This is a genomic window from Streptomyces sp. NPDC021020, from assembly GCF_044333285.1.
Taxonomy (GTDB): domain Bacteria; phylum Actinomycetota; class Actinomycetes; order Streptomycetales; family Streptomycetaceae; genus Actinacidiphila.
Map to the genome: position 1 here is coordinate 71,185 of NZ_JBIRQQ010000018.1, position 26,974 is coordinate 98,158.

General features: G+C 75.2%; 23 protein-coding genes. 18 read left to right on the top strand and 5 right to left on the bottom strand.

Annotation, left to right across the window (positions count from 1 at the left end):
• Positions 1-3: 3 nt before the first annotated feature.
• Positions 4-3,417 (top strand): CARDB domain-containing protein, encoded by a 3,414-nt coding sequence (locus ACH4SL_RS36310; RefSeq protein ID WP_398454340.1) that lies wholly within the window; start codon positions 4-6, stop codon positions 3,415-3,417.
• Between the two features lie 60 nt (positions 3,418-3,477).
• On the opposite strand, the gene ACH4SL_RS36315 is transcribed toward ACH4SL_RS36310, so the two are convergent.
• The 5 genes from ACH4SL_RS36315 to ACH4SL_RS36335 all read right to left on the bottom strand — a co-directional run bounded on the left by ACH4SL_RS36315 (position 3,478) and on the right by ACH4SL_RS36335 (position 8,704).
• Positions 3,478-4,503, bottom strand: coding sequence for an NAD-dependent epimerase/dehydratase family protein (locus tag ACH4SL_RS36315; RefSeq protein ID WP_398454342.1), 1,026 nt, complete (start codon positions 4,501-4,503; stop codon positions 3,478-3,480).
• A gap of 3 nt (positions 4,504-4,506) precedes the next feature.
• Entirely contained in the window at positions 4,507-5,463 is a 957-nt protein-coding gene (locus ACH4SL_RS36320; RefSeq protein ID WP_398454344.1) for an ATP-binding cassette domain-containing protein, read from the bottom strand.
• A 69-nt stretch (positions 5,464-5,532) separates the two neighbouring features.
• On the bottom strand, positions 5,533-6,297 hold the full coding sequence (locus tag ACH4SL_RS36325) for an ABC transporter permease (RefSeq protein ID WP_398454346.1): 765 nt from the start codon (positions 6,295-6,297) through the stop codon (positions 5,533-5,535).
• Entirely contained in the window at positions 6,294-7,487 is a 1,194-nt protein-coding gene (locus tag ACH4SL_RS36330) for a glycosyltransferase (RefSeq protein WP_398454349.1), read from the bottom strand. Before ACH4SL_RS36330 ends, ACH4SL_RS36325 begins: the two co-directional genes overlap by 4 nt.
• Positions 7,487-8,704 (bottom strand): methyltransferase domain-containing protein, encoded by a 1,218-nt coding sequence (locus ACH4SL_RS36335; protein ID WP_398454352.1) that lies wholly within the window; start codon positions 8,702-8,704, stop codon positions 7,487-7,489. Before ACH4SL_RS36335 ends, ACH4SL_RS36330 begins: the two co-directional genes overlap by 1 nt.
• A 724-nt stretch (positions 8,705-9,428) precedes the next feature.
• On the opposite strand from ACH4SL_RS36335, the gene ACH4SL_RS36340 reads away from it, so the two are divergent.
• The 17 genes from ACH4SL_RS36340 to ACH4SL_RS36420 all read left to right on the top strand — a co-directional run bounded on the left by ACH4SL_RS36340 (position 9,429) and on the right by ACH4SL_RS36420 (position 26,922).
• Entirely contained in the window at positions 9,429-10,928 is a 1,500-nt protein-coding gene (locus tag ACH4SL_RS36340) for a class I adenylate-forming enzyme family protein (protein WP_398454355.1), read from the top strand.
• 74 nt (positions 10,929-11,002) lie between these two features.
• Positions 11,003-11,272: an acyl carrier protein gene (locus ACH4SL_RS36345; RefSeq protein WP_031512113.1), complete on the top strand. Its 270-nt coding sequence runs from the start codon at positions 11,003-11,005 to the stop codon at positions 11,270-11,272.
• 8 nt (positions 11,273-11,280) lie between these two features.
• The gene (locus tag ACH4SL_RS36350) at positions 11,281-11,778 is read left to right on the top strand and encodes an acyl carrier protein (protein ID WP_398454358.1); all 498 of its coding nucleotides are present in this window, start codon (positions 11,281-11,283) and stop codon (positions 11,776-11,778) included.
• Positions 11,771-12,925, top strand: a complete 1,155-nt coding sequence (locus ACH4SL_RS36355; protein WP_398454361.1) for a beta-ketoacyl synthase N-terminal-like domain-containing protein — start codon at positions 11,771-11,773, stop codon at positions 12,923-12,925. Before ACH4SL_RS36350 ends, ACH4SL_RS36355 begins: the two co-directional genes overlap by 8 nt.
• A 173-nt stretch (positions 12,926-13,098) precedes the next feature.
• Positions 13,099-13,752 (top strand): hypothetical protein, encoded by a 654-nt coding sequence (locus ACH4SL_RS36360; RefSeq protein ID WP_398454363.1) that lies wholly within the window; start codon positions 13,099-13,101, stop codon positions 13,750-13,752.
• A complete protein-coding gene (locus ACH4SL_RS36365; RefSeq protein ID WP_398454365.1) occupies positions 13,749-15,029 on the top strand; it encodes a beta-ketoacyl-[acyl-carrier-protein] synthase family protein in 1,281 nt (426 codons plus the stop codon). The genes ACH4SL_RS36360 and ACH4SL_RS36365 overlap by 4 nt, the downstream gene beginning before the upstream one ends.
• Positions 15,030-15,102: 73 nt before the next feature.
• On the top strand, positions 15,103-16,197 hold the full coding sequence (gene hppD, locus ACH4SL_RS36370) for a 4-hydroxyphenylpyruvate dioxygenase (protein WP_398454368.1): 1,095 nt from the start codon (positions 15,103-15,105) through the stop codon (positions 16,195-16,197).
• Positions 16,197-17,153 carry a phytanoyl-CoA dioxygenase family protein gene (locus ACH4SL_RS36375; protein ID WP_398454370.1) on the top strand — a complete coding sequence of 319 codons (957 nt, stop codon included), beginning with the start codon at positions 16,197-16,199 and terminating at the stop codon, positions 17,151-17,153. The genes hppD and ACH4SL_RS36375 overlap by 1 nt, the downstream gene beginning before the upstream one ends.
• Positions 17,146-18,120 carry a thiamine pyrophosphate-dependent dehydrogenase E1 component subunit alpha gene (locus ACH4SL_RS36380; protein ID WP_398454373.1) on the top strand — a complete coding sequence of 325 codons (975 nt, stop codon included), beginning with the start codon at positions 17,146-17,148 and terminating at the stop codon, positions 18,118-18,120. Before ACH4SL_RS36375 ends, ACH4SL_RS36380 begins: the two co-directional genes overlap by 8 nt.
• Positions 18,120-19,091 (top strand): alpha-ketoacid dehydrogenase subunit beta, encoded by a 972-nt coding sequence (locus ACH4SL_RS36385; RefSeq protein ID WP_398454376.1) that lies wholly within the window; start codon positions 18,120-18,122, stop codon positions 19,089-19,091. Before ACH4SL_RS36380 ends, ACH4SL_RS36385 begins: the two co-directional genes overlap by 1 nt.
• A 73-nt stretch (positions 19,092-19,164) precedes the next feature.
• Positions 19,165-20,805 (top strand): class I adenylate-forming enzyme family protein, encoded by a 1,641-nt coding sequence (locus tag ACH4SL_RS36390; protein ID WP_398454379.1) that lies wholly within the window; start codon positions 19,165-19,167, stop codon positions 20,803-20,805.
• The gene (locus tag ACH4SL_RS36395) at positions 20,802-22,196 is read left to right on the top strand and encodes a condensation domain-containing protein (protein WP_398454381.1); all 1,395 of its coding nucleotides are present in this window, start codon (positions 20,802-20,804) and stop codon (positions 22,194-22,196) included. Before ACH4SL_RS36390 ends, ACH4SL_RS36395 begins: the two co-directional genes overlap by 4 nt.
• Positions 22,193-23,122 carry a 3-oxoacyl-[acyl-carrier-protein] synthase III C-terminal domain-containing protein gene (locus ACH4SL_RS36400; RefSeq protein ID WP_398454383.1) on the top strand — a complete coding sequence of 310 codons (930 nt, stop codon included), beginning with the start codon at positions 22,193-22,195 and terminating at the stop codon, positions 23,120-23,122. Before ACH4SL_RS36395 ends, ACH4SL_RS36400 begins: the two co-directional genes overlap by 4 nt.
• Positions 23,123-23,169: 47 nt before the next feature.
• A complete protein-coding gene (locus ACH4SL_RS36405) occupies positions 23,170-23,472 on the top strand; it encodes a phosphopantetheine-binding protein (RefSeq protein ID WP_398454386.1) in 303 nt (100 codons plus the stop codon).
• Positions 23,469-24,521 carry a hypothetical protein gene (locus ACH4SL_RS36410; protein WP_398454388.1) on the top strand — a complete coding sequence of 351 codons (1,053 nt, stop codon included), beginning with the start codon at positions 23,469-23,471 and terminating at the stop codon, positions 24,519-24,521. Before ACH4SL_RS36405 ends, ACH4SL_RS36410 begins: the two co-directional genes overlap by 4 nt.
• The gene (locus ACH4SL_RS36415) at positions 24,518-25,615 is read left to right on the top strand and encodes an alpha-hydroxy acid oxidase (protein ID WP_398454390.1); all 1,098 of its coding nucleotides are present in this window, start codon (positions 24,518-24,520) and stop codon (positions 25,613-25,615) included. The genes ACH4SL_RS36410 and ACH4SL_RS36415 overlap by 4 nt, the downstream gene beginning before the upstream one ends.
• Positions 25,612-26,922 carry a PLP-dependent aminotransferase family protein gene (locus ACH4SL_RS36420; RefSeq protein WP_398454393.1) on the top strand — a complete coding sequence of 437 codons (1,311 nt, stop codon included), beginning with the start codon at positions 25,612-25,614 and terminating at the stop codon, positions 26,920-26,922. Before ACH4SL_RS36415 ends, ACH4SL_RS36420 begins: the two co-directional genes overlap by 4 nt.
• The last annotated feature ends 52 nt before the right edge of the window (positions 26,923-26,974 follow it).

Consider the following 26,974-nt stretch of genomic DNA (forward strand, 5'->3'; position numbering starts at 1 on the left):
TCCATGAAACGCAAGCAGCTCAGACGCATGATCACCGGCGTGGTCACGGCCGGTCTGGTGGCCTTCGGCCTCACCCCGCTCGCCGCCACCGCGCACGCCGCGGACCCGGTCAACCTGGCCAAGGGCAGGGCCGCTTCGGCGACCGGCGCGATCGGCGGCTACCCCGCCGCCAACGTCACGGACGGGAACCAGGGCACGTACTGGGAAGGCCCCTCGAACGTCTTCCCGCAGTCCGTCCAGGTCGACCTCGGGCAGAGCGCGACGGTCGAGCAGGTGGTGCTGCGGCTGCCCGCCTCGTGGGAGGCCCGCTCCGAGACGCTCGGGGTCGAGGGCAGCGCCGACGGCACCACCTTCACCGCGCTGGCCGCCGCGCAGGCCCGGCAGTTCGCCCCCGGGTCCGCGAACACGGTGACCCTCGACGTCACCGACACGACCGCCCGCTACGTGCGCGTCACGGCCACCGCCAACACCGGCTGGCCCGCCGCCCAACTCTCCGAGCTGGAGGTGTACGGCACCACCGGCACCGACCCCGGCGGTCCGGGCGACCCGGGCGACCCGGGCGACGGCGGGGACGGCGACGGCACCGACCTGGCCCACGGCAAGCCCGCCGAGGCGTCCTCGGCGACGCAGAACTTCGTCGCCGCCAACGCCACCGACGGGCAGATCGGCACCTACTGGGAGTCGGCCGGCCTCCCCGCCACGCTGACCGCGAAGCTGGGCGCCGACGCGGACCTCACCTCGGTCGTGGTCAAGCTCAACCCGGACGGCGCCTGGGGCCCGCGCACCCAGAACATCCAGGTGCTCGGCCGCGGCCAGTCCGGCGGCGACTTCACCTCGCTGGCGGCCCCGGCCGCGTACAGCTTCAGCCCGTCCGGCAACCAGAACTCGGTGCGGATCCCCGTGCACGGCAAGGCCGCCGACGTGCAGCTGACCTTCGCGAGCAACTCCGGCGCGCCCGGCGGCCAGGTCGCCGAGCTCCAGGTCTTCGGCACCCCGGCGCCCAACCCCGACCTCACCGTCACCTCCGTGACGTGGACGCCGTCCGCCCCGGTGGAGACCGACAGCACCACGGTCACCGCGACCGTGCGCAACGCCGGCACCGCGGCCTCACCGGCCAGCACCGTCAACGTCAGCGTCGGCGGCGTGGTCGCCGGCACCGCCTCGGTCGGCGCGCTGGCCGCGGGCGCCTCGCAGACCGTCTCGGTCGGCATCGGCAAGCGGGCGACGGGCAGTTACACCGTCACCGCGGCCGTGGACCCGACCGACGCCGTCATCGAGCTGGACGACTCCAACAACAGCCTGACCGCGCCCGGCAAGCTGGTGGTCGCCCAGAGCCCCGGCCCCGACCTGCAGGTGCTCGGCATCACCGCCAACCCGGCGAACCCGTCGCCCGGCCAGGCCGTCTCCTTCACCGTCGCGGTGCACAACCGCGGCACCACCGCGTCCGGCGCGACCACCGTCACCCGGGTCACGGTGGGCAGCACGACGCTCGACACCAGCACCCCGTCGGTCGCGGCCGGCGCCACCGCGACCGTGAGCGTCTCCGGCACCTGGACGGCGACCAGCGGCGGCGCCAACATCACCGCCACGGCCGACGCGACGAACACCGTCGCCGAGACCAACGAGGGCAACAACGCCTTCTCGCAGGCGATCGTCGTCGGGCGCGGCGCCGCCGTCCCGTTCACCTCCTACGAGGCCGAGTCCGGCACGTACACCGGCACGCTGCTGACGGCCGACGCCACCCGCACCTTCGGCCACACCAACTTCGCCACCGAGTCCTCGGGCCGCAAGTCGGTGCGGCTGGACTCCGCGGGCCAGTACGTGCAGTTCACCTCGACCGTGCCCACCAACTCGATCGTGGTGCGCAACTCCATCCCGGACTCGCCCTCCGGCGGCGGCATCGAGGCCACGCTCAGCCTGTACGTCAACGGCTCCTACGTCCGCAAGCTCACCCTCTCCTCGGTGCACAGCTGGCTGTACGGCACCACCGACGACCCCGAGGGCCTGACCAACCGCCCCGGCGGCGACGCCCGGCGGCTGTTCGACGAGACCAGCGCGCTGCTCAACCAGAGCTACCCGGCCGGCACCACCTTCCGGCTGCAGCGCGACAGCGGCGACAACGCGTCCTTCTACATCATCGACTCGGTCGACCTGGAGCAGGTCGCGCCGCCGACCGCCAAGCCGGACAACTGCACCTCGATCACCGAGTACGGCGCGGTGCCCGACGACGGGCTCGACGACACCGCGGCGATCCAGAAGGCCGTGATGGACGACCAGAACGGCCTGATCAGCTGCGTCTGGATCCCGGCCGGCCAGTGGCGGCAGGAGCAGAAGATCCTCACCCCGGACCCGCTGCACCGCGGCCAGTACAACCAGGTCGGCATCAGCAACGTCACGATCCGCGGCGCGGGCATGTGGTACTCGCAGCTCTACACCCTCACCCAGCCGCAGGACGCGGGCGGCATCAACCACCCGCACGAGGGCAACTTCGGCTTCGACATCGACGGCAACACGCAGATCTCCGACATCGCCATCTTCGGCTCCGGCCGGATCCGCGGCGGTGACGGCAACGCCGAGGGCGGTGTCGGCCTCAACGGCCGCTTCGGCAAGAACACCAAGATCAGCAACGTGTGGATCGAGCACTCCAACGTCGGCGTGTGGGTCGGCCGCGACTACGACAACATCCCCGACCTGTGGGGCCCGGCCGACGGACTGCAGTTCAGCGGCATGCGCGTCCGCGACACCTACGCCGACGGCATCAACTTCACCAACGGCACCCGCAACTCGCAGGTGTTCAACTCCTCCTTCCGCACCACCGGCGACGACTCGCTCGCGGTGTGGGCCAGCAAGTACGTGAAGGACCAGTCGGTCGACATCGGGCACGACAACCACTTCACCAACAACACGATCCAGCTGCCGTGGCGCGCCAACGGCATCGCGATCTACGGCGGTTACGGCAACGCCGTGGAGAACAACCTCGTCTACGACACCATGAACTACCCGGGCATCATGCTGGCGACCGACCACGACCCGCTGCCCTTCTCCGGGCAGACGCTCGTCGCCAACAACGCCCTCTACCGCACGGGCGGCGCCTTCTGGGGCGAGCAGCAGAAGTTCGGCGCCATCACGCTCTTCCCGTCCAGCCGCGACATCACCGGGGTCACGATCCGGGACACCGAGATCCATGACTCGACCTACGACGGGATCCAGTTCAAGACCGGCGGCGGCAACATGCCGGGCGTCGTGATCAGCAACGTGACGATCGACAAGTCCAACAACGGCGCCGGCATCCGCGCCCAGGGCGGCGCCCGGGGCAGCGCGACGCTGACAAATGTGACGATCACGAACTCCGCGCAGGGCGACGTCCTGATCGAGCCCGGATCGGGATTCACCCTCACCGGCACACCCAACGGGTGAGCCGCGCCGCCGCCCGCTCCGGCGGGCGGCGAGCGGCCTCCGTGCGACGGGGCTCCGGGCTCAGGCCCGGGGCCCCGCCGTGTGCTCGGCGGGAGGCCGGGCGAACCACTCGACGGTCATGGCCAGGCCCTTGTCGACGTCCACCACCGGCTGCCAGCCGAGCGCCGCGCGGGCCAGCGCGATGTCGGGCCGGCGCAGCCCCGGGTCGTCCACCGGGCGCGGCACGAAGCCCACCGGCGAGTCCGAGCCGCACAGGTCGCGGATGCGGCGGGCCAGGTCGAGGATGCTCAGCTCCACCGGGTTGCCGAGGTTGACCGGCCCCGGATGGTCGGCCACCGCCGCGGCGAGCAGGCCCGCCACGGTGTCGTCGACGTAGCACAGCGAGCGGGTCTGCGAGCCGTCCCCGGCGACGGTGAGCGGCTCCCCCGCGAGCGCCTGCGTCACGAAGGCGGGCACCGCCCGGCCGTCGCCGCGCCGCATCCGCGGGCCGTAGGTGTTGAACAGCCGCACGATGACGGTGTCGACGCCGAGGGTGGTGCGGTACGCGGTGGTGAGCGCCTCGGCGTAGCGCTTGGCCTCGTCGTACTGGCTGCGCGGGCCGACCGGGTTGACGTTGCCCCAGTAGCTCTCCGGCTGCGGGTGGACGAGCGGGTCGCCGTAGACCTCCGAGGTGGAGGCGAGCAGGAAGCGGGCACCCTTGCGGTGGGCGAGGTCCAGGGCGTTGGCGGTGCCGTGGGAGCCGGCCCGCAGCGTCTCCAGCGGGTGCCGGGCGTAGTCCAGCGGGGAGGCCGGGGAGGCGAGGTGCGCCACCAGGTCGACCGGTCCTGCCACGTCGAAGGGCTCGCTGACGTCGCGGACCTCCAGGGTGAACCCCGGGTCGCCGGTGAGGCCGCGCAGGTTGTCGGTGCTGCCGGTGAGCAGGTTGTCGACGCACACGACCTCGGCGCCCTCGGCGCGCAGCCGGTCGCACAGGTGCGAGCCGACGAACCCGGCCCCGCCGGTGACCACCGCCCGCCGTACGGTACGGGGCCGGTCGGTGTCCGGCTGCTGCATCGGCTTCTCCCCCGTCGTCGCGGTGTGCTCCATGGGTCAGGACTCCCGCAGCGAGCGGCCGGTCTTGTTCAGGAACACGTCGTCGAGCGTGGGGCGGTGCAGCTCGATCGTGGCCAGGTCCACCCCGACGTCGGCGAGCGCGCGCATGATCCGCGGCATCGCCGTCTCGCCCGCGTCCACCGCCAGCCGCAGGTCGCCGGCGTCGCGCACCTCGGCGGAGCGCACGCACTCCAGAGCGGCCAGCACCTCGGCGGCCTTCGCCGGGTGGTCGGCGACCTCCAGGGTGACCACCTCGCCGGCGATCCCCCGCTTCAGCTCGGCCGGAGTGCCCTCGGCGACGGTCCGGCCGCCGTCGATGATGGCGATCCGGTCGCACAGCGCGTCGGCCTCGTCCAGGTAGTGCGTGGTGAGGAAGACCGTCATGCCGTCGGCGCGCAGCCGGCGGATCTCGTCCCACATGTGGGCGCGGCTCTGCGGGTCCAGGCCCGAGGTGGGCTCGTCCAGGAAGAGCACCGTGGGCCGGTGGACGACGCCGAGCGCGATGTCCACCCGCCGCCTCTGGCCGCCCGAGTAGGTGCGGCAGTGCCGGTCGCCGTAGCCGGCCAGGTCGAAGGCGTCCAGCGCCTCGGCGGCGCGCTCGTGCGCCTCGGCCCGGGAGGAGCCGAACATCCGTGCCTGGAGGACGAGTTCCTCGCGGGCGGTGACGTCGTCCCAGGTGCCGCCGCCCTGGGCGACGTAGCCGATGCTGCGCCGCACCTGGCCCGGCGCGGTGCGCAGGTCGGCGCCGGCGACGACGGCGTCGCCGCCGTCGGGGGGCAGCAGCGTGGCGAGCATCCGCAGGGTGGTGGTCTTGCCTGCGCCGTTCGGGCCGAGGAAGCCGAAGATCTCCCCCGCGGCCACGGTCAGGTCGAGCCCGGTGACCGCCTCCACGGTGGTGGACGAGCGGCGCCGCCCGGTGCGGAAGGATTTCCGCAGATCCCTGGTCTCAATCATCGAGGCGTCCTTGTCGTGCTCGGGGGTGTGTTCCGTGCGGGCGTACGGGAGGGGGCGGGCGGCCGCGGGTCAGCGGACGGAGCGGGCGAACAGCCGGGCCGACCACGCGAGGGCGACGAGCGCGACCGCGGCCAGCAGCGCGATGCTCTGCCAGACCGAGGAGTCGCCCGCGTGCCCGGCGAAGAGCGCGCGCATGCCGACGACCGCGCGGCTGAAGGGGTTCCAGTCCGAGATCCGGCGCAGCCACAGCGGTGCGAGCGCGAGCGGCAGCAGCGTGCCGGACAGCAGCATGAGCGGCTGCGCGATGTTGTTGACCACCTGGCCCAGCGCGTTCGGGTTGCTGACCTTGAGCGCGATGCCGTACGAGATCGCGGAGCTGGTCAGCGTGATGAGGGCGAGCAGCGCGTATGCCAGCAGCAGGTCGGGCACGTGCACGAACAGGCCCAGCGGCATCGCCAGCACGATGATGACGGCCGCCTGGACGACCAGCACCACGACGTCGCGCAGCGCCCGGCCGAGCAGCAGCGCCACCCGGCTCACCGGGGTCACCCGGGCGCGCTCCACGACGCCTGACGCCAGCTCCGCGAGCAGGCCGAAGCCGACGTACAGGCCGCCGCCGAGGGCGAGGGCGACGAGCATGCCGGGCACGTAGATGCGGTAGGCGTCGGTCATCGAGTCGGCGCCCATGGAGGCCAGCGCGGGTTTGAGCAGCGGTGCGAACAGCGCCATGTAGATGACCGGTTGGGCCACGCCCAGCAGGATGGACAGCGGCGACCGGGACAGCAGCAGCATGTGCCGCTGGAAGACCAGCCAGGTGTCGCGGAGCGTCTTCACGTCGTCGTCTTCTCCCTTGCGGCGGAGCGTGGTTCGGTGGGTGCGCCCAGAAGCCCTTCGAGGTGCCGGGCGGCGGCCGCGGCGCCGCCCGCAGCGGCGAAGGAGTCGCGGACGCGGCCGGCGGCGGCGCGGTAGGACGGGTCGTCGAGCACGGCGAGCAGCGCGCCGCGCAGTGCTTCCGGGCGGACGCTGGGGAATCTGACCCGGCGGCCCGCGCCGACCGCTTCGACCCGGGCGGCGTTGAGCGGCTGGTCGCCCTTGATGGGCGCCACGACCAGCGGCACCCCGTGCGCGAGCGCCTCGCACACGGTGTTCAGGCCGCCGTGGCTGACGACCGCGTCCAGCCGCGGCATCAGCTCCAGCACCGGGGCGCGCGGCCTGACCAGGACGTCGGCCTCCGGCGCGCCGGGCACCGTGCCGTCCGGGGCGATCACGACCGCCTGGACGCTCCCGGCGATCGGACGCAGTGCCTCGACGACCCGGGCGTGGAAGTCCTGGGCAAGGTCGAGCGCCAGGGTGCCCACGGTGACCAGCACATGACGGCGTGCCGGGTCCAGCCACTGCCACGGGAAGGAGGTGTCCGGGGGCCGGGCGGCGAGCGCGGGGCCGACCAGCCGGGCGCCCTCCGGCCACTCCAGTGGGCCGTTGAGGGCCTCGCCGGTGAAGGCGACCAGCAAGTGCGGGGAGAAGCGCAGGTCGTGCGGCGGCCGGCCGGGCATCCCGGCGGCCGCCCAGATCTCCGCCATCCGCGCGTGGATCCACGCCTCGACCGCCGGCAGCGCCCGGTAGGGCCGGGTCAGCTCCATGGTGGTCGGCGCGAGGCTCGCCCAGGGCAGCCCCGCGCGGTGCGCGGCCACGGCGCCGGCCACCGCGTGCTGGTCGACGGCGAGGACGTCGGGCCGGAAGGCGGCGACGGCCTTCTCGATGCCGGGCAGTGTCATCCGGGCGTGCGGGACGATGTAGCCCTCCCAGCGGGACTTCGCCGCGGCCATGCCCCGGTCGGCCTGCCCGCGGTGCGCCCGCAGCGGGATGGGCGCGATCGCGGCGTCCGGCCCGAGCACCGGCCGCAGGAAGGACTCGGAGCCGGCCCACAGCACCTCGTGGCCGCGCGCGACCAGCTCCTTGGAGACGGCGGCGAGCGGGTGCACATGCCCGGAGAGCGGGAGCGAGACGAAGAGGTAGCGGCCCATCAGCCGCTCTCCGCGGGTGCGGTGCCGCCGCCTCCGGGTCCGCCTCCGCCGGTACGGTCGCGGTGGGCGGCGACGTAGGCGGCCACGTCGCCGGCGGTCAGCGCGATGATCGCGTCGATGCCGAGCCGGGCGACATGGCCGGCGAGGTCGACGCGCTGGCCGTAGCGGGCCTGCAGCGCGGCGCTCCAGGCGGCGAGTTCCTGGCTCTCGACGAGCAGGTCGGCGTCCACCCGGCTGGCGGGCGTCACGGTGTCCAGCCACCCGGCGTCCTCGCCGGTGATCTGCCGCAGCAGCTCGGCGACCGGCCGTACGAGCGCGTCCGCGTCCTCGTCCGGCGCGGCGGGCCCCGGTTTGACGGCCCGCAGGGCGCCGTAGGTGATGACGCCGGTCTCGAAGCCCTTCGTCATGAGCGGGCCCGCGTGGAAGAAGCCGAGCACGTCCACGCCGCGCTCGCGGGCGAGCCGGCGCATCTCGGTGCGGCCCTTGTCGTAGCGGGCGATCTGCGCGAAGGACGGATCCCAGGAGTTGGCGACGGCCTTGCTCCAGTCCACACCGCTGACGTCCGCGAAGCCGGCCGCGCGGGCGAGCCGCTCGTGCTCCTCCAGCGACGAGAAGTGCGGCATGACCTGGTGCTGGAGGATCTGCCGTACGAGGTCGCGCTCGTCGTCGGCCAGCTCGCCGTCGCGCACCGCCCAGGTGGCCACGGCGAGGATGCCGCCGGGGCGCAGCAGGCGCAGCGCCTCGGCGAAGAAGGCCGGGCGGTCGGACAGGTGCATCAGGCTCTCCAGCGCCCAGACCACGTCGAAGGACGCGTCGGGGAAGCCGGTGGCGAGCGCGTCGAGCTGGTGGAAGCGGGCGTGCCCGGCGAGGCCCGCGGCCTGCGCCTTCTCGCCCGCCCTGGCCGCCTGCCGGGCGCTCAGCGTGACGCCCTCGACGGTGCAGCCCATCGCTCCCGCGAGGTGCAGCGCGGGGCCGCCGATGCCGCAGCCGACGTCCAGGACGGTGGAGCCGGGCGGGACGCCGGTGAATTCGACCAGTTCACGCACCAGCCGGTCGGTGGCGGCGTGCCGGTCGGCACCATTGACGCCGGGTATTTCGCCCGGATCCCAGAAACCGTGGTGGACGTGTTCTCCCCACAGATCCTCGTAGAGATCGAGCGTGATGTCGTAGTAGCGCTCCACGGCCGTGTTCAGGCCGGCGCCGGTCCCAGGTTCCAATGGCGGCCAATCCTCGGGAAAATGAGCATGCGGAATCGGGAATGCGGTAAACGGAATGACGTGGGCAAGCGTGCACCGGGCCGGCGGCGGCACCGCGGGGTGCGGCGGCCGGGGCGCGGACACGTAAATGAGGAATCGGGGCGCGGTGCAAATGTTGCCCCGGAAGTGCGGGCAGGAAGTGCGGGCGGCGCGGGGAAGCGGAGTTGGTGCAGCACAGGAGCAGGACGTGGGGGATCGTGCAGGACGGCGGTGCAGTGTGAGGCGCGCGGGAGGGCGCGAAGACGCAGGCCGGGAGGCGGCCGCGGAAAAGAGACCACCAAGCCGTGAGGGGCGGCTGGGGGATCACCTGCAAAGGGCGGTGCCGTTCTGAGCTGCCAACTTCCAGCCGGATCACGGCAGTTGGCCAATGAGCGGCCATGCTAGCGGCGGGCGTCGCGGATCGTCAATACGAGAAGATTTGTGTCGCGTGTGACGGATCGATACAGCAGAGATTGATGAGGAATGTGTCGCCGCTGAACGGAGCGGGGCTTGACAGCACGGAATTCTGAGTTGAAAGTTCGGCGTGGGAATTTCGGTCGCCCCGCTATTGATCCGGACCATTCCGATTGCCCCGGCACACTCGGGCCCGCACGGGCCGGATTCGGCCGGCGGCCCGGGAAACCGGGAGCGGCGGAGCGCCGGGAAACCACCAGACCGGGAATCACGAAAGGGGTCCGGGTTCTTCATGAAGGCTGCCTCGACGACATCCTGGGAAGGCCGTGAGGGCCGGGGGGCCGACGGCCCCGCCGGGGACGGCTCCTGGGACGGCTCCTGGGTGGACGACGTGCTGCTCGCCGGCCCCGGCGCCGACATCTGCCTGGTCTTCGACGCACCCGTCACCCGGGCCGACCTGCGCCGCCTGGTGCTGGAGCGGCAGGCCGGACTCGCCGCCGCCGGACTGCGCGCCGGCGGCACCGCCGCGCTGTGCCTGGCGCCCTCGCTCGCGCTCGTCACCGAGCTGCTCGCCGGCTGGCGCAGCGGGGCGCAGGTCGCGCTGCTCGACCACCGGCTCACGCCGTACGAGACCGGGCGCGCGCTGGAGCGGCTGGCCGCCCAGGTCGTGGTCACCGCCGAGCCCGTCGGACCGGGGCCCGCACGCGGCTACCACGACCAGCACCCGGTGGCCCGTCCGCGGCCCGGCGGCCTGCCGGCCCGCACCCCGCACGCGCTGGTGCAGCTCAGTTCGGGCTCCACCGGACCGGCGAAGATCATCGGCCGGACGGCCGCGGACCTCGTCGCCGAGATCGGCCGCTACGCGCGGATCGAGGGGGTGCCGCGGGCCGGCGAGCGCATCGTCTCGATGGCGTCCATGGTCCATGTCCTCGGTCTCGTCGGCGGTCTGCTGCACAGCCTGGCCGCCGGGGTGCGGCTCGCCTTCCCGGCGCGCGCGAGCGCCGAGGGCATCCTCGCCGCCGTCGCCGCCGGGCCCGAGCCGACCACCCTGCTCGGCGTGCCCTTCCACATCGAGCTGCTCAGCTGGGTCGCGCGGCCGCCGCGGCTGCCGCAGCTCACCGGGATGACGACCGGCGGCGAGCTGGTGCGGGCCCGCGTGCACGAGGCCTTCACCGACCGCTACGGCGTCCGGCTCGGCAGCATGTACGGGATGACCGAGGTCGGCGTCATCGCCACCGACCTGTTCGGCGAGCACCGCCCGGAGGTCACCCCCGCGCCCGGCATCGCCGTACGGGAGGTGGACGGCGAACTGCTGATCGCCACCGAGCGGTCGCCCTACATCGGCTTCGACGACCCCGCCCGCTGGTCGGACGGCTGGCTGCACACCCGCGACGGCGGCAGCGTCGACCCCGGCACCGGGCGGGTCCGGGTGCTCGGCCGGCTGGACTCGCAGGTGTCGGTCGGCGGCCTCAAGGTCGACCTCACCGAGGTCGAGCACACCCTGGCCGAGCTACCGGACGTCTCCGCCGCGGTCGTGGTGTTCGGCTCGTCGGTCGAGGCGTACGCGGTGCTGCGCGCGGACGGCTCGGCCGACGCGGCCGGCGCGCGCGGGCGTGTCGAGGCGGGGCTCGCCGAGCGGCTGGCGCCGTACAAGCGGCCGCGGCTGCTGCACGTCGTCGACGAGCTGCCGCGTACCGCCACCGGAAAGCTCGTGCGCGACCTCGCGGTGCTGCGCGCCACCGCCGCACCCGCCACCGCCGCACCGCCGCCGGACCGGCCGCCCGCCGGGTGACCGGCCGCCCCCGCGCCACCCCCCACACCACTGCCACTGCCGTACCGCAAGCCACCGGAGAGGGAGCCCCCGCGATGTCCACCGATGAGATCCGCGCGTTCGTGCTCGAAGCGCTGAGCGAGATGAACTACAGCGTCGACGACGTCGACGACGACACCCCGCTCGGCCCGGCCGGCGTCGACCTGGAGTCGCTCGCCCTGGCCGAACTCGGCATCCGTGCGGAGGAACGCTTCGGCGTCGTCTTCGAGGAGGACGAGGCCGAGCAGCTCGGCACGATGACGCTCGGCGAGTTCGGCGCGGCGCTGGCCGCCCGGATCGCGACCGCCCCCGCCGCCGGCCAGTGAGCGCGCCCGTGCCGCAGCCCTCGCCGTCGCAGGTCCCGCCGCCTCCCGACGCGCCCGGCCGCGCCGAGATCCTGGCGATCCTCGCGGCCTTCGGCGACCGCCCGCCCGAGGAGGTCCCGGAGAGCGTCGACTCGATGGAGCTGGCCTGGCTCGTCCACCAGCTCGAATCCCGTTACGGCGCGACGGTCCCGGACGCCTCCCTGGTCCGCATGACGACGGTCACGACGGTGCTGGACGAACTCGCCGCCCTGGCCGGCCTGTCCACCGGTACGGAGCCGGGCGGTCCCGCGGGCGATGCGTCCGGAAGCGGTTCCGGGCGGAGCGCCTCCGGCGCGGAGGGCTCCGTGGCGGGCGCCACCGGCACGGACAGCTCCGGCGCGGAGGAGGGCCCCCGTACGAGCGCCACCGGCACGGACGGCTCCGGAGGGAGCGCGGCGCGTATGGCGGGCGGCGCCGGAAGTGGGGACGCGGTGTCGGGGTCCCGGGTCGGCGGGGCGCGTGGCTGAGGGCGGGGAGGTGCGGCGCGGGCCCGGGGAGGTCGTCCTCACCGGGGCCGGGGTGTTCAGCGCGTTCGGCGCCGGGACGGAGCCGCTCATGGACGCCGTGCTCGCGGGGCGGCCGGGTTTCGCGCCCGTGGAGCGCTTCGGCGTCGGCGGGCGGCGGACCGGGCACGCCGCGGTGCACCCCGGATCGCCCGTGCTCGCCGACGAGTTGCCGCGGATGATCGGGCTCGCGTGCGAGCAGGCCGGGCTGCCGGCCGCGCTGCGCGCCCGCTGCCCGCTGCATCTGGCCGTGCACGGCGACCCGGCGCTGCCGCGGGTGCCCGCGGGCGAGCGGGCGGCGCACGGCGCGGGCCGCTTCGCCGAGGACGTCGCCCGGGCGGCCGGGCTGTCCGGCGTGGCACGCGCGTACACCTCCGCCTGCGTGGCGTCGAGCACCGCCGTCGCGGACGCCGCCGCGCTCGTGGCCCGCGGGCGCGCCGAGCGGATCGTGGTGGCGGCCGGATATCTGGTCGACGCCGACCAGTTCGCCGTCTTCGACGCGGGGCGGGCGCTCGCCCGCGACGGACAGGTGCGGCCCTTCAGCGCGGGACGCAGCGGGCTGCTGCTCGGCGACGCGGTGGCCGCGGTGGTGGTCGAGTCCGCCGCCGCGGCGCGCGACCGCGGGGCGCGGCCGCTGGCGCGGCTGGCGGGGTGGGGGCGCACGGGGGACGCCCACCACGTCGTCCGCCCCCGCCCGGACGGCGCCGGTCTGGCGCGCGCGATCAGCGCCGCGCTGCACCGGGCGGGTCTCGCGCCGGAGCGGATCGGCTACGTCAACGCGCACGGCTCCGGCTCGCCCGCGGGCGACTCGGCCGAAGCGGCGGCGCTGCACCGGGTGTTCGGTCCGGCGGCCGCGTCATTGCCGGTCAGCTCGACCAAATCCGTGCACGGCCAGGCGCTGGAGGCGGGCGCGCTGCTCGAACTGGTCGTCACCGTCTCGGCGTTGGCGGCGGGCCGGCTGCCGGTCAACGCGGGCTGGCTCGGCCCCGACCCGGACTGCCGCCTCGGCCTGGTCCTCGACGACCCGGCCCCGGCCAGGTCCCCGTACGCGCTGAGCCTGACGACAGCCTTCGGCGGCGCGAACACCGCGCTCCTGGTGGCCGCCGCATGACGTCCACCACGCGTGGAACGGCCCACGCGCCGCACTCCCCCGCCCCGGGCCCCACCCCGGCATCGGCGCACCCGCAGGCCGCCCCGACACCCCCTGCGGCCCCGCCCACCGGCCACGCACCACCCCTGTCCCCCTCCCCCGACGGCGGCCGCCGGACCCCGGCGGACCGGGTGGTGCCGGTCCCTCCGGCGCGGGAGCCGGGGCAGGGCCCCGGGCACCACGCCGAACCCGCCGTTCCCGCGCGGGAAGACGGGCCGCCCGGCGGTGGCGGGCTCGACGTGTCGCCCGCTCCGCCGGAAGGTTCCGGGCCCGACGCCGAAGTCGGCGCTCTCGCACGCGAGTTCGGGCTGCGCGTACTGGCCGCCGCGCAGTGGCCGGAGAGCGCGGAGGACCGGGAGGTCCCGCTGCTGCCCGGGTTCGTGGGGTCGTCGTTCAGCCCGCTCGCCGCGGAGAGCGCGCGGCGGTGCCTGGGACGGCGGGCGGGCGGGCCGGTGGCCTCCACCGGCGTGGTCGTCGTGAGCGCGCTGGGCGATCTGGAGGGGGCCGTACGCGTCGCGGAGGCGGTCGACGGCGGGGGCGCGGTGGGGCCGCTGGCGTTCTTCCAGGCCGTGCCGAACGCCGTGGCCGGCCATGTGGCCGCCCGCTGGGGGCTGTTCGGGCCCGTCGTGTGCGTCACCGGCGCCGCCGCGGGCGTGGAGGTGGCCGCGCTGCTCGTCGAGGACGGCGACGCGGACGAGGTGCTGCTGATCCGGGTGGAGCAGGCGGCGACCGCCGGGGCGCGGGACCGCGCCGCGGCCGTACTGCTGAGTGGAGGGGATACCCCGTGACAGGTGCGCGAGGCGTGGGCGGCGAGGTCGTCGTGACCGGGATGGGCATGGTCACCCCGGTGGGCACGACCGCCGCCGAGGTCACGGCGGCGATGTGCGAGGGGCGTTCGGGGCTGGTGCGGCCGCCCGCCGGGAGCCCGCTGGAGGGGAGCGTGGACGTCGCCGCGTTCGGCCCGCCGGTCGACCCGGCGTCCGTGCTGCCCGCGCCGGAGACCCGGGTGGTGGACCGCTACATCGTGATGGCGCTGCGGGCCGCGGCCGACGCGCTGGCGGACGCGGGTATCGAGGTGGGCCGGGACGTCGACCCGTACCGCATCGGGGTGATCCTGTCCGGCACCGGGGGCCTGGCCACCCTGGAGGCCCAGGTCGTGACGCGGACGCAGCGCGGCCGGCTGGGCGTCAGCCCGTATCTGCTGCCGGGGATGCTGCCGAACATGGGCGCCGCCCGGGTGGCGATCCGGCACGGCATCCGCGGCTACAGCTCGTCGATCGGGACGGCGTGCGCCGCGGGCGCGCAGTCCGTCGGCGAGGGGCTGCGGCTGCTGCGCGCGGGCGAGGCGGACGTCGTGGTGTGCGGGTGCAGCGAGGCCCCGCTCTTCCCGACGCTGGCCGACACGTTCTCCAACGCCCGTGCCCTGGCCCGCGGTTGGGCCGACGACCCGGCGGGGGCGAGCCGCCCCTTCGACCGCCGCCGCAACGGCCTGGTGCTCGGCGAGGGCGCCGGGGTGCTGGTCCTGGAGCGCGCGGCGCACGCCGACGCGCGCGGCGCGGCGGGCTACGCGGGCGTGGCGGGCTGGGGCGCCACCAACGACGCCCACCACCCGACCACCCCGCACCCGGAGGGCGAGGGCGCCGCGGCGTGCATGCGCCGGGCCCTCGCCGACGCGGGGCTCGAACCCGCCGACATCGGCTACGTGAACGCGCACGGCACCAGCACGAAGATCGGCGACCGCGCCGAAGCCCTCGCGATCCGCCGGGTGTTCGGCGACGCGGGCTGCCCGCCGGTCAGCGCCACCAAGGCGGTCACCGGGCACATGCTCGGCGCGTCGGGCGTGGTCGAGGCGGCGGTCTCGATGCTCGCGCTGCGCCGCGGCGTGCTGCCGCCGACGCACAACCTGGACGACCCGGACCCCGCGTGCGACCTCGACCACGTCCGCAAGGCCCCGCGCCCTGCCCCGGGGATCGGCCATGTGATGTCGAACTCCTTCGGGTTCGGCGGCCACAACATCAGCCTCGTGCTCGGCCCGCCGGGCACCCGGCTCGCCCGCACCGTCTGAACGGCGCCCGGCGCGGTTCCCTCGTGGCACCGCCCCGGCGCCCGCACCGCATGTCATCGACCTAGGAGCGGCAATGGACTACCTCGGCATCGACCATGTCGAGTTCTACGTGGGCGACGCGCGCCAGGCGGCGTTCGTCCTGTGCTCGGCCTTCGGCTTCCGGGTGCACGGGCAGGGCGGCCCCGAGACGGGCCTGCCGGACCAGCGCAGCCTGCTGCTCGGCCAGGGGGACTGCCGGGTGCTGCTCACCTCGGGCCTGCGCCCCGACCACCCGGCGGTCGACTACGTCGCGCGGCACGGCGACGGGGTGGCGGTGGTCGCCTTCGGCACCCCCGACGCGGGCGCGGCCTTCGCCGCGGCGGTGGCGGGCGGCGCGACCCCGGTCGAGCCCCCGCGCACGTTCGAGGGCCCGGACGCGTCGGTGCGTACCGCGACCGTCTCCGGCTTCGGCGACGTGGTGCACCGCCTGGTCGAACGGCACGGCGACGCGGGCGACTTCCTGCCCGGCGCGATCGTGGCCGTGGACGAGGAAGCCGCCGCGCCGGGCGGTCCCGAGCTGCTCCGTACGATCGACCACGCCGCGGTGTGCCTGGAGGCGGGCACGCTGGAGACCACCGTCGCCTTCTACCGGGCCGCCTTCGGCTTCGACCTGATCTTCGAGGAATACATCGAGGTCGGCGGCCAGGGCATGTTCTCGCAGGTGGTGCAGAGCCCCGGCAGCAACGCGACACTGACGCTCATCCAGCCGGACCTGAGCCGTACACCGGGCCAGATCGACGACTTCCTGGCCTGGCACGGCGGTCCGGGCGTGCAGCACCTGGCGCTGAGCACCGACGACATCGTGGAGGCGGTGGACGCGCTCGGCGGCCGGGGCGTCGGCTTCGCGCCGACCCCGGCCAGCTACTACAGCTCGCTCGGCGGCCGGCTGGGGGCCGTCGACCTGCCGGTGGACCGGCTGCGGCCGCGCGGCATCCTCGTCGACCGCGACCACTGGGGGCAGATGTACCAGATCTTCGCCCGGTCGATGCACGTGCGCCGCACGTACTTCTGGGAGCTGATCGAGCGGCACGGCGCCCGCACCTTCGGGACGAGCAACATCCCGGCCCTCTACGAGGCGAAGGAGCGCGAGCTCGCCGCCGTCCGCGCGACCACGAAGGCAGGCCTGTGATGACCGTCGACCAGGACCGTACGACCCCCCTTCCGACGGAGGGCTTCGTGCTCACCGAGGCGGAGGCCGCGCTGCTGCCGGACGACGAGGAGGTGGCCTTCTACGCCGAGCACGGCTGGTACCTGACGAAGAAGCTGCTCGACGACGCCGAGGTCGACGAGCTGGTGGCGGCGAGCGAGCGCTACTACGCGGGCGAGCGCAGCCGTACGCTGCCGGTCCGCCCGCCGCGGCTCGCCGCCTGGCAGCCGTCGGACGGGCCCGTGCAGCGGCACAACGACTACGTGCACGTCGAGAGCGACCCGATCGCCCGGATCCTGCGCAAGCCGCTGATCGGCGCGGTCGCCGCCCGGCTCGCGGGGGCGGACGAGATCCGGGTCTTCCAGTCCACGCTCATCCTCAAGCCGCCGGTCGCGGGCGAGCCCAGCAACATCGTGCCCTGGCACATGGACAAGCACTACTGGTCGACGTCCACCTCGGAGCGGATGCTCACCGCGTTCATCCCCCTGCACGACTGCGACGAGGAGATGGGCACCCTCACGGTCGTCGACGGCAGCCACCGGTGGCGGGAGACCGGCCGCGAGGACTCGATGACCCGGCACTTCGCGGACCGCGACCGCAGCCAGCTGGACGCGGTCCTCGCCGCGAACGCCGCCCACAACGGCGCGGAGATCCGCAAGGTGCCGCTGGTCATCCCCAAGGGCCACATGAGCTTCCACCACTGCATGACCTACCACGGCAGCGGCGCCAACCGCAGCGACCGGCCGCGCCGCGCGATCTCCTTCCACCTCCAGGACGGCGGGAACGAATACCGCCGCTTCCCGCTCGAAGGCGGCGGCGAGGCCTCCTACAACCACGACGTCCTGGTCCGGCGGCTGCCCGACGGCCGCCCCGACTACGCCGACCCCGCGTACTGCCCGGTGCTGTGGCGCGCGGAAGGGCCGGGGGCGCATGGCTGACGCGGACCGGGCGGCGGGTCTCTACCGGACGATGGCGCTGATCCGCGGCTTCGAGCAGCGGGCGGTGGAGCTGGTGCGCACCGGCGTCATCAGCGGCGGCATCCACCCCTGCACGGGGCAGGAGGCGGTCGCGGCCGGGACGTGCGCGGCGCTGCGGCCCGACGACCTGATCACCAGCACCCACCGCGGCCACGGCCACGTGCTGGCCAAGGGCGCCGACCCGGCGCGCACGATGGCCGAGCTCGCGGGCCGGACCACCGGGCTCAACCAGGGCCGGGGCGGCTCGATGCACGCCGCGGACTTCGCGGCGGGTGTGCTCGGCGCGAACGCGATCGTCGGCGCGGCGGTGCCGATCGCGGCGGGCGCGGCCTGGGCGCTGCGGCAGCGCGGCTCGGACCGGGTGGTGCTCACGTACTTCGGCGACGGGGCCGTCAGCCAGGGCGTGGTGCTGGAGGCGTGCAACCTGGCGGCGCTGTGGCGGGTGCCGCTCGTGCTGGTCTGCGAGAACAATGGCTGGGCCACCTCGATGCGCCCCGCCGACACCATGGCCGGCACCGTGACCGGCCGCGCGGCGGCCTTCGGCATCCCCGCGGCCACCGTGGACGGCATGGACGCCGAGGCCGTACGGGACGCCACCGCCGGCGCCGTGGCGCGGGCCCGCTCCGGCGCGGGTCCGACGCTGCTGGAGTGCGTCACCTACCGCTTCGACGCCCACCACACGTGGGAGCACACCGCCCGCCCCCGCTACCGCACCGAGGAGGAGGCCGCGGCGGGCCGGGCCCGCGACCCGCTGGAGATCCAGGGCGCGCGGCTGCCCGCGGCCGTACGCGCCGCGGCCGACGCCGAGACCGCGCAGGTGCTGGACGCCGCCGTACGGTACGCGCTCGCCGCCCCGCACCCCGACCCGGCGACCGCGCTGGAGCACCTGTACGCGACCGGGCTGCGGCCCAGGGCGGGGGCGCTGTGATGCCCAGGCTCTCCTACCTCAAGGCCCTCAACCGGGCGATCGCCGACGAGATGGCGCGCGACCCGGACGTCGTCGTGCTCGGCGAGGACGTCGGGGTGGCCGTCAGCAACGTGACCGCGGGGCTGCTGCGGCGCTTCGGCCGCGACCGGGTGCTGGACACGCCCATCTCCGAGCAGGCCTTCACGGGCTTCGCGACGGGGGCGGCGATGGCCGGGATGCGGCCGGTCGTCGAGTTCCAGATCCCGGCGCTGCTCTTCCTCGCCTTCGAACAGATCGCCAACCAGGCGCACAAGTTCTCGCTCATGACGGGCGGCCAGACCCGGGTGCCGGTGACGTACCTGCTGCCCGGCTCCGGCTCCCGCGAGAGCTGGGCGGGCCAGCACTCCGACCACCCCTACAGCCTCTTCGCGCACGTCGGGGTGAAGACGGCGGTGCCGGCCACGCCCGCGGACGCGTACGGGCTGCTGGTCACGGCGATCCGGGACGACGACCCGGTCGTCGTCTTCGCGCCGTCCGCGGCGCTGGGGGTGCGCGAGGACGCCGACTTCGCGGCGCTCGCGCCCGTGCCGCTCGGCTCCGGGCGGGTGCACCGCGCGGGCACGGACGTCACCGTCGTGGCGGTGGGCCACCTGGTGCACGACGCGCTCGCGGTCGCGGAGGAGCTGGCCGGGACGGTGTCGGTGGAGGTCTTCGACCCGCGCTCGCTGTACCCCTTCGACTGGGCGGGCCTCGCGGCGTCGCTGGAGCGGACGGGGCGGCTGGTCGTCGTCGACGACTCCAACCGCTCGTGCGGCATCGGCGCGGAGATCGTCGCAACCGCCGCGGAGGAGATGCGCCTGACGGCGCCGCCGCGGCGGGTCACCCGCCCGGACGGCGCGGTGCTGCCCTTCGCCCGCGAGCTGGACCTGGCGTGCCAGCCGACCCGGGCGCAGGTGCGCACGGCGGTCGAGAAGGCGGTGCGCGGCGGATGAGAGCCACCGCGACGGGCCTGCCCGCAAAGCCATATGACGACATGACGACGAGGCGACACGCAGGAGGAATGCCGTGACCGGCAGCGACATCCGGGCCAGGCTCGCCGCCGACCCGGACCTGGGCGCGGGCAACGTCTTGCCCAAGCTCTTCGAGCACGGCGCCGACCCCGGGGGTCCGGGCGCCGCTTTCGACCAGCCCGTGGACGGGCACCCCGCAGGGAGCGAACTGACGCTCGGCGGGCTGCGGGAGCGGGTCGCCGCGCGGGCCGCGTGGTGGCACGAGCGGGGCATCGGCCCGCGCGACCCGGTCGCGGTGTACGTGTCCGGCTCGGCCGACACCCTGCTGACCTTCCTGGCCCTGACCTGGCTGGGCGCGATCCCCGCGCTGATGAACCAGTACCTGGCCGGCGACACCGCCGCCGCCTATCTGCGCAAGCTCCGCGGCACCGCCCTGGTGACCGACCCCGCGCACCGCGAACGGCTCGCCGGGCACGACCTGGGCGACCTGGCCCTGCACGCCGACGCGGCGGAGACGGGCACCGGCGACCCGGAGCGTGCGCCCGCGCCGTACCGGCACCACGCCGACGACCCGATCGCCGTCACGCACTCCTCCGGCACCACCCGTATGCCCGCCGCCGTGGTGCACTCGCACGCCAGCCTCTTCGCCGCGATGCGGCTCTTCCGGCTGACCGCGCCGCGCGCCCGCGGCGCCGCGCGGATGCTCAGCGCGCTCCCCGCCGCGCACGCCGCGGGCATCTCGGCGCTGAACATGGCGCTGTGCCTGCGCAGCGACCTGCTGTTCCTTTCCACGCAGAACGACGGGGCGGCGGTCGTCGACGCGATCGAGCGCTGGCGGCCCACGGGCGTCCTCGGCTTCGCCGCCACCTGGGCGCAGATGGCCCGGCAGGATCTCGCGGCGCGCGACCTGGAGTCGGTGTCGCTGTGGTTCAACACCGGGGACTGCGCGCACGAGCCGCACATCCGGCGGCTCGTCGCCGCCGGCTCCCGGGAGACGGCGACCCGCGACGGCGTCCGCCGGATGCCCGGTTCCAGCTTCGTCGACGGCCTCGGCTCGACCGAGATGGGCCACTCCGCCTTCCACATCACCCACACCCGCACGACCGAGCGCTACGGCCGCTGCGTCGGGGTGCCGCACGGCTTCGCCGAGGTCGCGCTGCTGGACACCGTGACCGGCCGCGAGGTCCCGCCCGGCGAGGTCGGCCAGCTCGGGCTCCGGGCGCCGACGCTGGCGCCGGGCTACTGGAACGACTCCGCGGCGACGTACCGCAACCGGCTGGGCGGCTACTACCTCACCGGCGACCTGATGTACCGGGACGAGGACGGCTACTACTTCCACGTCGACCGGGCGGTGGACGCGGTCGACCTCGGCGGCGGCGAACGCCTCTACACGGCCATGTCGGAGGAGCGGATCCTCGCGGCGTGCCCGGACGTGCACGACTGCACGGTGGTCTCCGACCGGGTCGGCGAGCAGGTCGTCACCGATGTGCTGCTGGCCCTCCACGAGGGCGCCGACCCGGACGCCGACCGCACCCCGGCCGTCCGCGGCGCCCTGACCGCGGCGGCCGCGGCGACGCTGCGCCGCGTCGTCGTCATCACCGACGCCGACCTGATCACGGGCCCGACGGGGAAGGTCCGCAAGTTCCTGATGCGCCAGCAGCACCGGGCCCGGACGGCGGAGGTGGCGGCGCGATGAGCGAGCGGGAAGGGACGCCGGTCGTCGCCGAGCGGATCGCGGTCGACTTCGCCGGGGAGGGCTCGGGCGAGGGCGAGATGTCCTGGGGCATGTGGGAGATCTGGCAGGCCATGGGACGGCAGCGCAACCCGCTGCCCATCGGCGGCCGCGCCCCGCTGGCGCCGGGCACGACGCTCGACGACCTGGCCGCCGAGCTGCGCTATCTGCTGGAGCGCTTCCCCTCGATGCGCACCCGGCTGCGCCTCGCCCCGGGCGGCCGGGTCCTGCAGCGGCTCTCCGCCACCGGGCGCATCACGCTGGAGGTGTACGACGCGGCTCCCGGCGAGGACGCCGACGAGGTCGCCGCGGCCGTCGAACAGGCCTACCGCGCCCGGGAGTTCGACTTCTGCGCGGAGTGGCCGGTGCGGATGGGGGCGGTACGGCAGGACGGCCGGCCCGTCCACCTGGTCACCGTCATGCACCATCTGGCGACGGACGCGCTGGGCGGCGCGATCATGCTGGGCCAGGTGGCGACCCGGGACACCGCGCCAGTCAGCGGGATGCAGCAGCTGGAGCAGGCGCGGTGGCAGCGCTCCCCCGCGGGGCAGCGGCAGAGCGCGCGGGCGATGCGGCACTTCGAGAGCGTCCTGCGGACCATGCCGGCGCGGCAGCTCCCCGGCCCCACCGATCCGCGCGAACCCCGGCACTGGGGCGCCGAATTCCACTCGCCGGCGCTCACGGCGACGCTGCCGCTGATCGCCGCGCGGACCGGCGCCGCGGTCCCCGGCATCCTGCTGGGCCTGTTCGCGACCGGGCTGTACCGGGCGACGGGGATCAGCCCGGTGGTCGTCCGCCCGGTGGTCGGCAACCGCTTCCGGTCGGCCCTGTCGGACGTGGTCTGCATGGTCGCGCAGGCGGGCGTGTGCGCGATCGACGCGGCGGACGCGAGCGCCGCGGACGTCGTGCGGCGTGCCGGTCAGGGCGCCCTGACCGCGTACAAGAACGCCTACTTCGACCCGGAGGCGCTGGACGAGCTGGTCGGGCGGATCTCCGTCGAGCGCGGCACGGACGCGAGCATCAGGACGTACCTCAACGACCGCAGCAGCTACACCCTGCCCGCCGAGGACACCGGTGCGGGCCCGCGGGAGCTGCGGGAAGCGCGGCGTGACACCGTCTTCCGCTGGTACGAGCAGCAGGAGGACCAGACGGAGCGGTTCTTCGTGCACGTCGACGACACCCCGGAGGGCGGGCTGCGCTTCGAGATCCACATCGACACGCACTACGTCTCGCCCGCCCAGGCCGAGGCCTTCGCGTACGCCATGGAGGCGGCCGCGATCGAGGCGGCGACCCCGGAATCCGGGGAGGGCGTGACGGCCGACGAGCCGGTCGGGGCCGGGGGGTCCGCGCGGTGACGGCTCTCACCGGGGTGGCCGCCTACGTACCGCCGGGCCGGCTCACCGTCGAGGAGGTCGCGGAGCCGCTCGGGCTGACCCGGATGCAGGTCAAGGTCTTCCGCCGCTACCACCGGCTCGGCGAGGTCGCCCGCGACCCGGGCGGCACGGTCGAGGACCTGCTGCGCGGCGCGCTCGCCCGGCTCCATGCCCTGCGCGGGCGCGAGCGGGACGTGCGGTACGTGCTGCACGCGCGGACCTTCCCGACCGTCGTGCCCTACCCGTACGACCCCGTGCGCGCGGTCTGCGAGGAGTTCGGCCTCGGCCACGCGGCCGTCTTCTCCGTCGGCCACCACGCGTGCGCGTCCGGGCTGCTGGCCGTGGACGCGGCGGGGCGGCTGCTCGCGGCGGACGGCGACCCGGACGGGCTCGCCCTCGTCCTCAGCGGTGAGAAGGCGTTCACCCCGGAGGCCCAACTCGTCCCCGCCACCTCCTTCTTCGGCGAGGGAGCCGCGGCCTGCCTGGTGGCCGCGTCCGGCGAGCGCGACCGGGTGCTCAGCTACGCGGTGGAGCAGCGCGGCGAGTTCGACGGCGAGGCCCCCGAACTCGCCCTGGAATTCCAGCGGGTGTACGCCGACGCGCTGGCCGCGGCGATCACCGCCGCGCTCACCGGGGCCGGGCTGACGGCCGGCGACCTCGCGCTGTTCCTGCCGCACAACGTCAACCGCGTGGCCTGGCACCAGGTGTGCCGCATCCTCGGTGTGCCGCGCGAGCGCGTCCTGCTCGACAACGTCGCCGACACCGGCCACGTCTTCTGCGCCGACGCCTTCGTCAACTACCGCACCGCGCTGGACCGCGGGCTGCTGCGGCCGGGCGAGCCGTACGTGATGGCGGCCGCGGGCGCCGGGCTCGGCGCCGCCTTCTCGGCGACCGTCCTCGTCCACTGAAGCCCCGCCCCCGCGAAAGACCCGAACTCCCCTGAGAGGCTTGACCGATGACGGAGCAGCACTCCGCCCCGACCGCGATCGACCCCGAGCTGCGCGAGCGGCTCGTCGACGGCATCCGCGACCTCCTCCCGCGCGTGCTCAAGCGCGAGGTCGACGCGGTCACCCCCGACACCGCGCTGCTGGACGCGCTCGGGCTGACCTCCACCACCGGCCTCGAACTCGTCCTGGAACTGGAGGAGCAGCTCGACCTGGAGATCAGCGTCGAGGAGCTGGGCCGCGAGGACTTCGGCACGGTCGGCTCGCTCGCCGACTACGTCGCGGGCAACCTGCTGACGGACGCGGACGCGTGAGCGTACGGACCCTCGTGCCGGGCGCCGCCGCGGCCGCCGCCCCCGCGGGCTGGGGCGTCCGCCGGGCGGTCCGCCTCGCCTTCCCGGACCCCGCGCCCCGCGCGCCCGATCCGGAGCGCGACGAACGGCTGCGCGTCTACCTCACCGACCTGCTGCACCCGTACGGGCTCGCCCTCGACGCGCAGGAGCCACCGGACCGCGGCGGCCACTCCTACGGCGACCTGGCCGCGGCGCTGATCCGGCAGGCGGTGCCCGCGGGCGAGCACGTCGACCTGCTCGTCCTCGCGTACGCCGTCCCGGACGTCACCCCGGGCCGCGCCACCGCGACCTGGCTGAGCCATGTGTGCCCCGGCAACCCGCTGGCCTTCGCCGTCGCCGACCAGGGCCCGGCCGCCGCCTTCACGGCCCTGCGGCTGGCCCACGCCTACGCCACGACCGCCGCGCTCCCCCGCGCCCTCGTCCTGATCGTCGAGCAACCGGCCCTGCCCTACGAGCCGTTGACGTCCCCTGGAGCGGACGGGCCACCCGCACCGGACGGCGCCGCGACGCCCACCGCCGCGCACGCGCCGTCCGGCACCGGCGCCGTACCGCGATCTCCCGCAGCATCCGCCCCGACCTCCCCCGCACAACCGGCCCCGGACACCGGTGCGTCCACCCCGGCCCTGCTGCCCGACGGGGCCTACGGGGTCGCCCTGCTCCTCGGGCCGCCCGCGCCCGGTGAGCGGGTCGCCGGGCTCGGCGCCCTGCGCGCGGGGGGCGCGACCGCCGCGGACGTGACGGACGCGCTCGGCGGCGGGGTCGCGGTGCTCGGGGCCGGGGTCGACGGCCGGGTCCTCGCGGCCGGGGCGCGGGTGCGGCAGGCCGCCGCCGGGCGGCCCGGCACAGGGGTGTGGTGGGAACTGGCCGGCGTGCTCGCGGAGCCGGCCGCCGAGCCCTGCCGGGTGGTGCTCGCGGACCGCGCGCCCGGGTCCGGCGGCCTCGCCCTGGCCGCCGTCGACGTCCCGGCCGTCGCCGCGCGGGAGACCGCCGCGGCGGGAGCGCGCCGATGACGGCCCCGGCGCCGACCCTCGCGGGCTACGAGCGGGCCGCCCGGCAGCAACTCGACGCACCCGTGTGGGACTTCATCGACGGCGGCGCCGAGCGCGAGCGCACCCTCGCCGCCAACCGCCGCGCGTTCGAGCGCGTTTCGCTGCGCCCGCGCGTCCTCGTCGACGTCTCGCGCTGCGACACCGGCGTCGAGCTGCTCGGCGCGCGGCTGCGCACCCCGATCGGCGTCGCACCCACCGCGTACCACCAACTCGCCCATCCGGACGGCGAGATCGCGACCGCGCGGGGCGCCGCGGCGGCCGGGGCGCTGTTCGTCGTGAGCATCTACGCGAGCCGCTCGCTGGAGGAGATCGCCGCCGCGGTGCCCGGCCCGCGGTGGATGCAGCTGTACTGGCTGCGCCGCCGCGAGGCCCTCGCCGACCTGGTCGACCGCGCGGCCGCCGCAGGCTGCGGCGCGATCGTGCTGACGGTCGACGCGCCGAGGCTGGGCCGCCGCCACCGCGACGCGCGCAACGGCTTCGCGCTCGGCCCCGGTATCCGCGCCGCCAACCTCGACGCGGCGCTGACCGCCACCGCCCATGTCGCCGCCGCCGGGCGCTCCGCGCTCGCCGTGCATGCCGCCGAGGCGGTCGACCCGGCGGTGACCTGGGCCGACCTCGGCTGGCTGCGCGAGCGCAGCGCCCTGCCGCTGGTTCTCAAGGGCATCCTGACGGCGGAGGACGCGCGGCTCGCCGTCCGGCACGGCGCCGACGCGGTCATCGTCTCCAACCACGGCGGCCGGCAGCTCGACGGCGCCCCCGCGAGCCTGGACGCGCTCGCGGAGGTGGTGGACGCTGTCGGCGGGGCCTGCCCCGTCCTGCTCGACGGCGGGGTGCGCGGCGGCACCGACGCCTTCGCCGCGCTCGCGCTCGGCGCCCGTGCCGTCCTGCTGGGCCGCCCGGTGCTGTGGGGACTCGCGGCGGACGGCGCTGCGGGCGTGTCGGGCGTGCTGGACCTGATGACCGAGGAACTGGCGCACACCATGGCCCTGGCGGGCCGCCCCGCCCTGGCGTCGCTGGACGCCTCGGCGGTGACGACCGGAGGAGGAGCCCGATGACGGTGGAGCTGTCGCGCGACGACCTGCACATCTCCGTGACCGACCCGGAGTCGGCGTCGATGAACTTCCTCAACGAGGTCGCCGCCCGCTTCCCCGACGCCGTCTCGCTCGCGGCGGGCCGCCCGTACGACGGATTCCACACCACCGACGACCTGCACCGCTACCTGCGCACCTACCTCGCCCACCTGGAGGCGCTGGGCCTGGACCGCGAGCAGCGCGAGCGGCAGCTGCTCCAGTACGGCAGGACCAACGGCATCCTCGGCGACCTGATCGCCCGGATGCTCGCGGTGGACGAGGGCGTCGAGGTGCCGGCCGAGGCCGTGATGGTCACCGCGGGGTGCCAGGAGGCCATGGTCGTCGCGCTGCGCGGGCTGTGCGCGCGGCCGGGTGACGTGGTGCTGGCCGTCGAGCCCTGCTACGTCGGCCTGACCGGAGCGGCCCGTGTGCTCGGCGTCGAGGTCGTCCCGGTGCCCGAGTCGGCGGACGGCCTGGACCCGGAGACGGTGCGCGAGGTCGCCGCGGCGGTACGGGCGTCGGGGCGGCGGCCGCGCGCCCTCTACGTGGTGCCGAGCTTCGCCAACCCCTCGGGCGCGTCCATGGCCGTCCCCGCGCGGCGGCGGCTGCTGGAGGTCGCGGAGGAGGCCGACCTGCTCGTCCTGGAGGACGACCCGTACGGCCTGTTCGGCCTGGACGACGAGCCGCGGCCCACCCTCAAGGCGCTCGACACCGGCGGCCGGGTGGTCTACCTCGGCTCGTTCGCGAAGTCGTGCTTCCCCGGTGTGCGGGTGGGCTTCCTGGTCGCCGACCAGCCGGTCGTCGGCGCGGACGGGCGGCGCACGCTGCTCGCCGAGGAGCTGTCGACCGTCAAGAGCCTGCTGACGGTGAACACCTCGCCGGTCGCGCAGGCCGTCGTGGGCGGCTACCTCGTGGAGTCCGGGTGCAGCGTGCGGGCGGCGGGCAAGGCGAAGACCGCCTTCTACCGCGCCAACCTGCGCACCCTGCTCGCCGCGCTGGAACGGGAGTTCGCGGACGAGCCGCGGGTGCGGTGGAACGCCCCGGCGGGCGGCTTCTTCGCCGTGGTGGACGTGCCCCTGACCGCGGACGAGGCGATGCTGGAGGTCTCGGCCCGCGAGCACGGGGTGCTCTGGACGCCCATGAGCTTCTTCTACGCCGCCGGGTCCGGCGGTGGCCGGCGCCGGATCCGCCTGTCGTGCAGTGCCCTGCCCCCCGATCGCGTCGAGGAGGGCGTCCGCCGCCTCGCCGCCCTGGTCCGCGCCCGCGCGGACGCCCCGGGGGCGGGCCGGTGACGCTCCCGCGGGCCCCGCGGCCCACCGGCGTACCGGTGCAGGCACAGGCACA

Bases quoted from the DNA above. Each gene is read 5' to 3' on its own strand.
- hppD (WP_398454368.1), top strand. From the start codon at position 15,103: ATGGACTACCTCGGCATCGACCATGTCGAGTTCTACGTGGGCGACGCG.
- ACH4SL_RS36340 (WP_398454355.1), top strand. From the start codon at position 9,429: ATGAAGGCTGCCTCGACGACATCCTGGGAAGGCCGTGAGGGCCGGGGG.
- ACH4SL_RS36345 (WP_031512113.1), top strand. From the start codon at position 11,003: ATGTCCACCGATGAGATCCGCGCGTTCGTGCTCGAAGCGCTGAGCGAG.
- ACH4SL_RS36380 (WP_398454373.1), top strand. From the start codon at position 17,146: ATGGCTGACGCGGACCGGGCGGCGGGTCTCTACCGGACGATGGCGCTG.
- ACH4SL_RS36395 (WP_398454381.1), top strand. From the start codon at position 20,802: ATGAGCGAGCGGGAAGGGACGCCGGTCGTCGCCGAGCGGATCGCGGTC.
- ACH4SL_RS36330 (WP_398454349.1), bottom strand. From the start codon at position 7,487: ATGGGCCGCTACCTCTTCGTCTCGCTCCCGCTCTCCGGGCATGTGCAC.
- ACH4SL_RS36310 (WP_398454340.1), top strand. From the start codon at position 4: ATGAAACGCAAGCAGCTCAGACGCATGATCACCGGCGTGGTCACGGCC.
- ACH4SL_RS36375 (WP_398454370.1), top strand. From the start codon at position 16,197: ATGACCGTCGACCAGGACCGTACGACCCCCCTTCCGACGGAGGGCTTC.
- ACH4SL_RS36405 (WP_398454386.1), top strand. From the start codon at position 23,170: ATGACGGAGCAGCACTCCGCCCCGACCGCGATCGACCCCGAGCTGCGC.
- ACH4SL_RS36320 (WP_398454344.1), bottom strand. From the start codon at position 5,463: ATGATTGAGACCAGGGATCTGCGGAAATCCTTCCGCACCGGGCGGCGC.
- ACH4SL_RS36385 (WP_398454376.1), top strand. From the start codon at position 18,120: ATGCCCAGGCTCTCCTACCTCAAGGCCCTCAACCGGGCGATCGCCGAC.
- ACH4SL_RS36415 (WP_398454390.1), top strand. From the start codon at position 24,518: ATGACGGCCCCGGCGCCGACCCTCGCGGGCTACGAGCGGGCCGCCCGG.
- ACH4SL_RS36315 (WP_398454342.1), bottom strand. From the start codon at position 4,503: ATGGAGCACACCGCGACGACGGGGGAGAAGCCGATGCAGCAGCCGGAC.
- ACH4SL_RS36420 (WP_398454393.1), top strand. From the start codon at position 25,612: ATGACGGTGGAGCTGTCGCGCGACGACCTGCACATCTCCGTGACCGAC.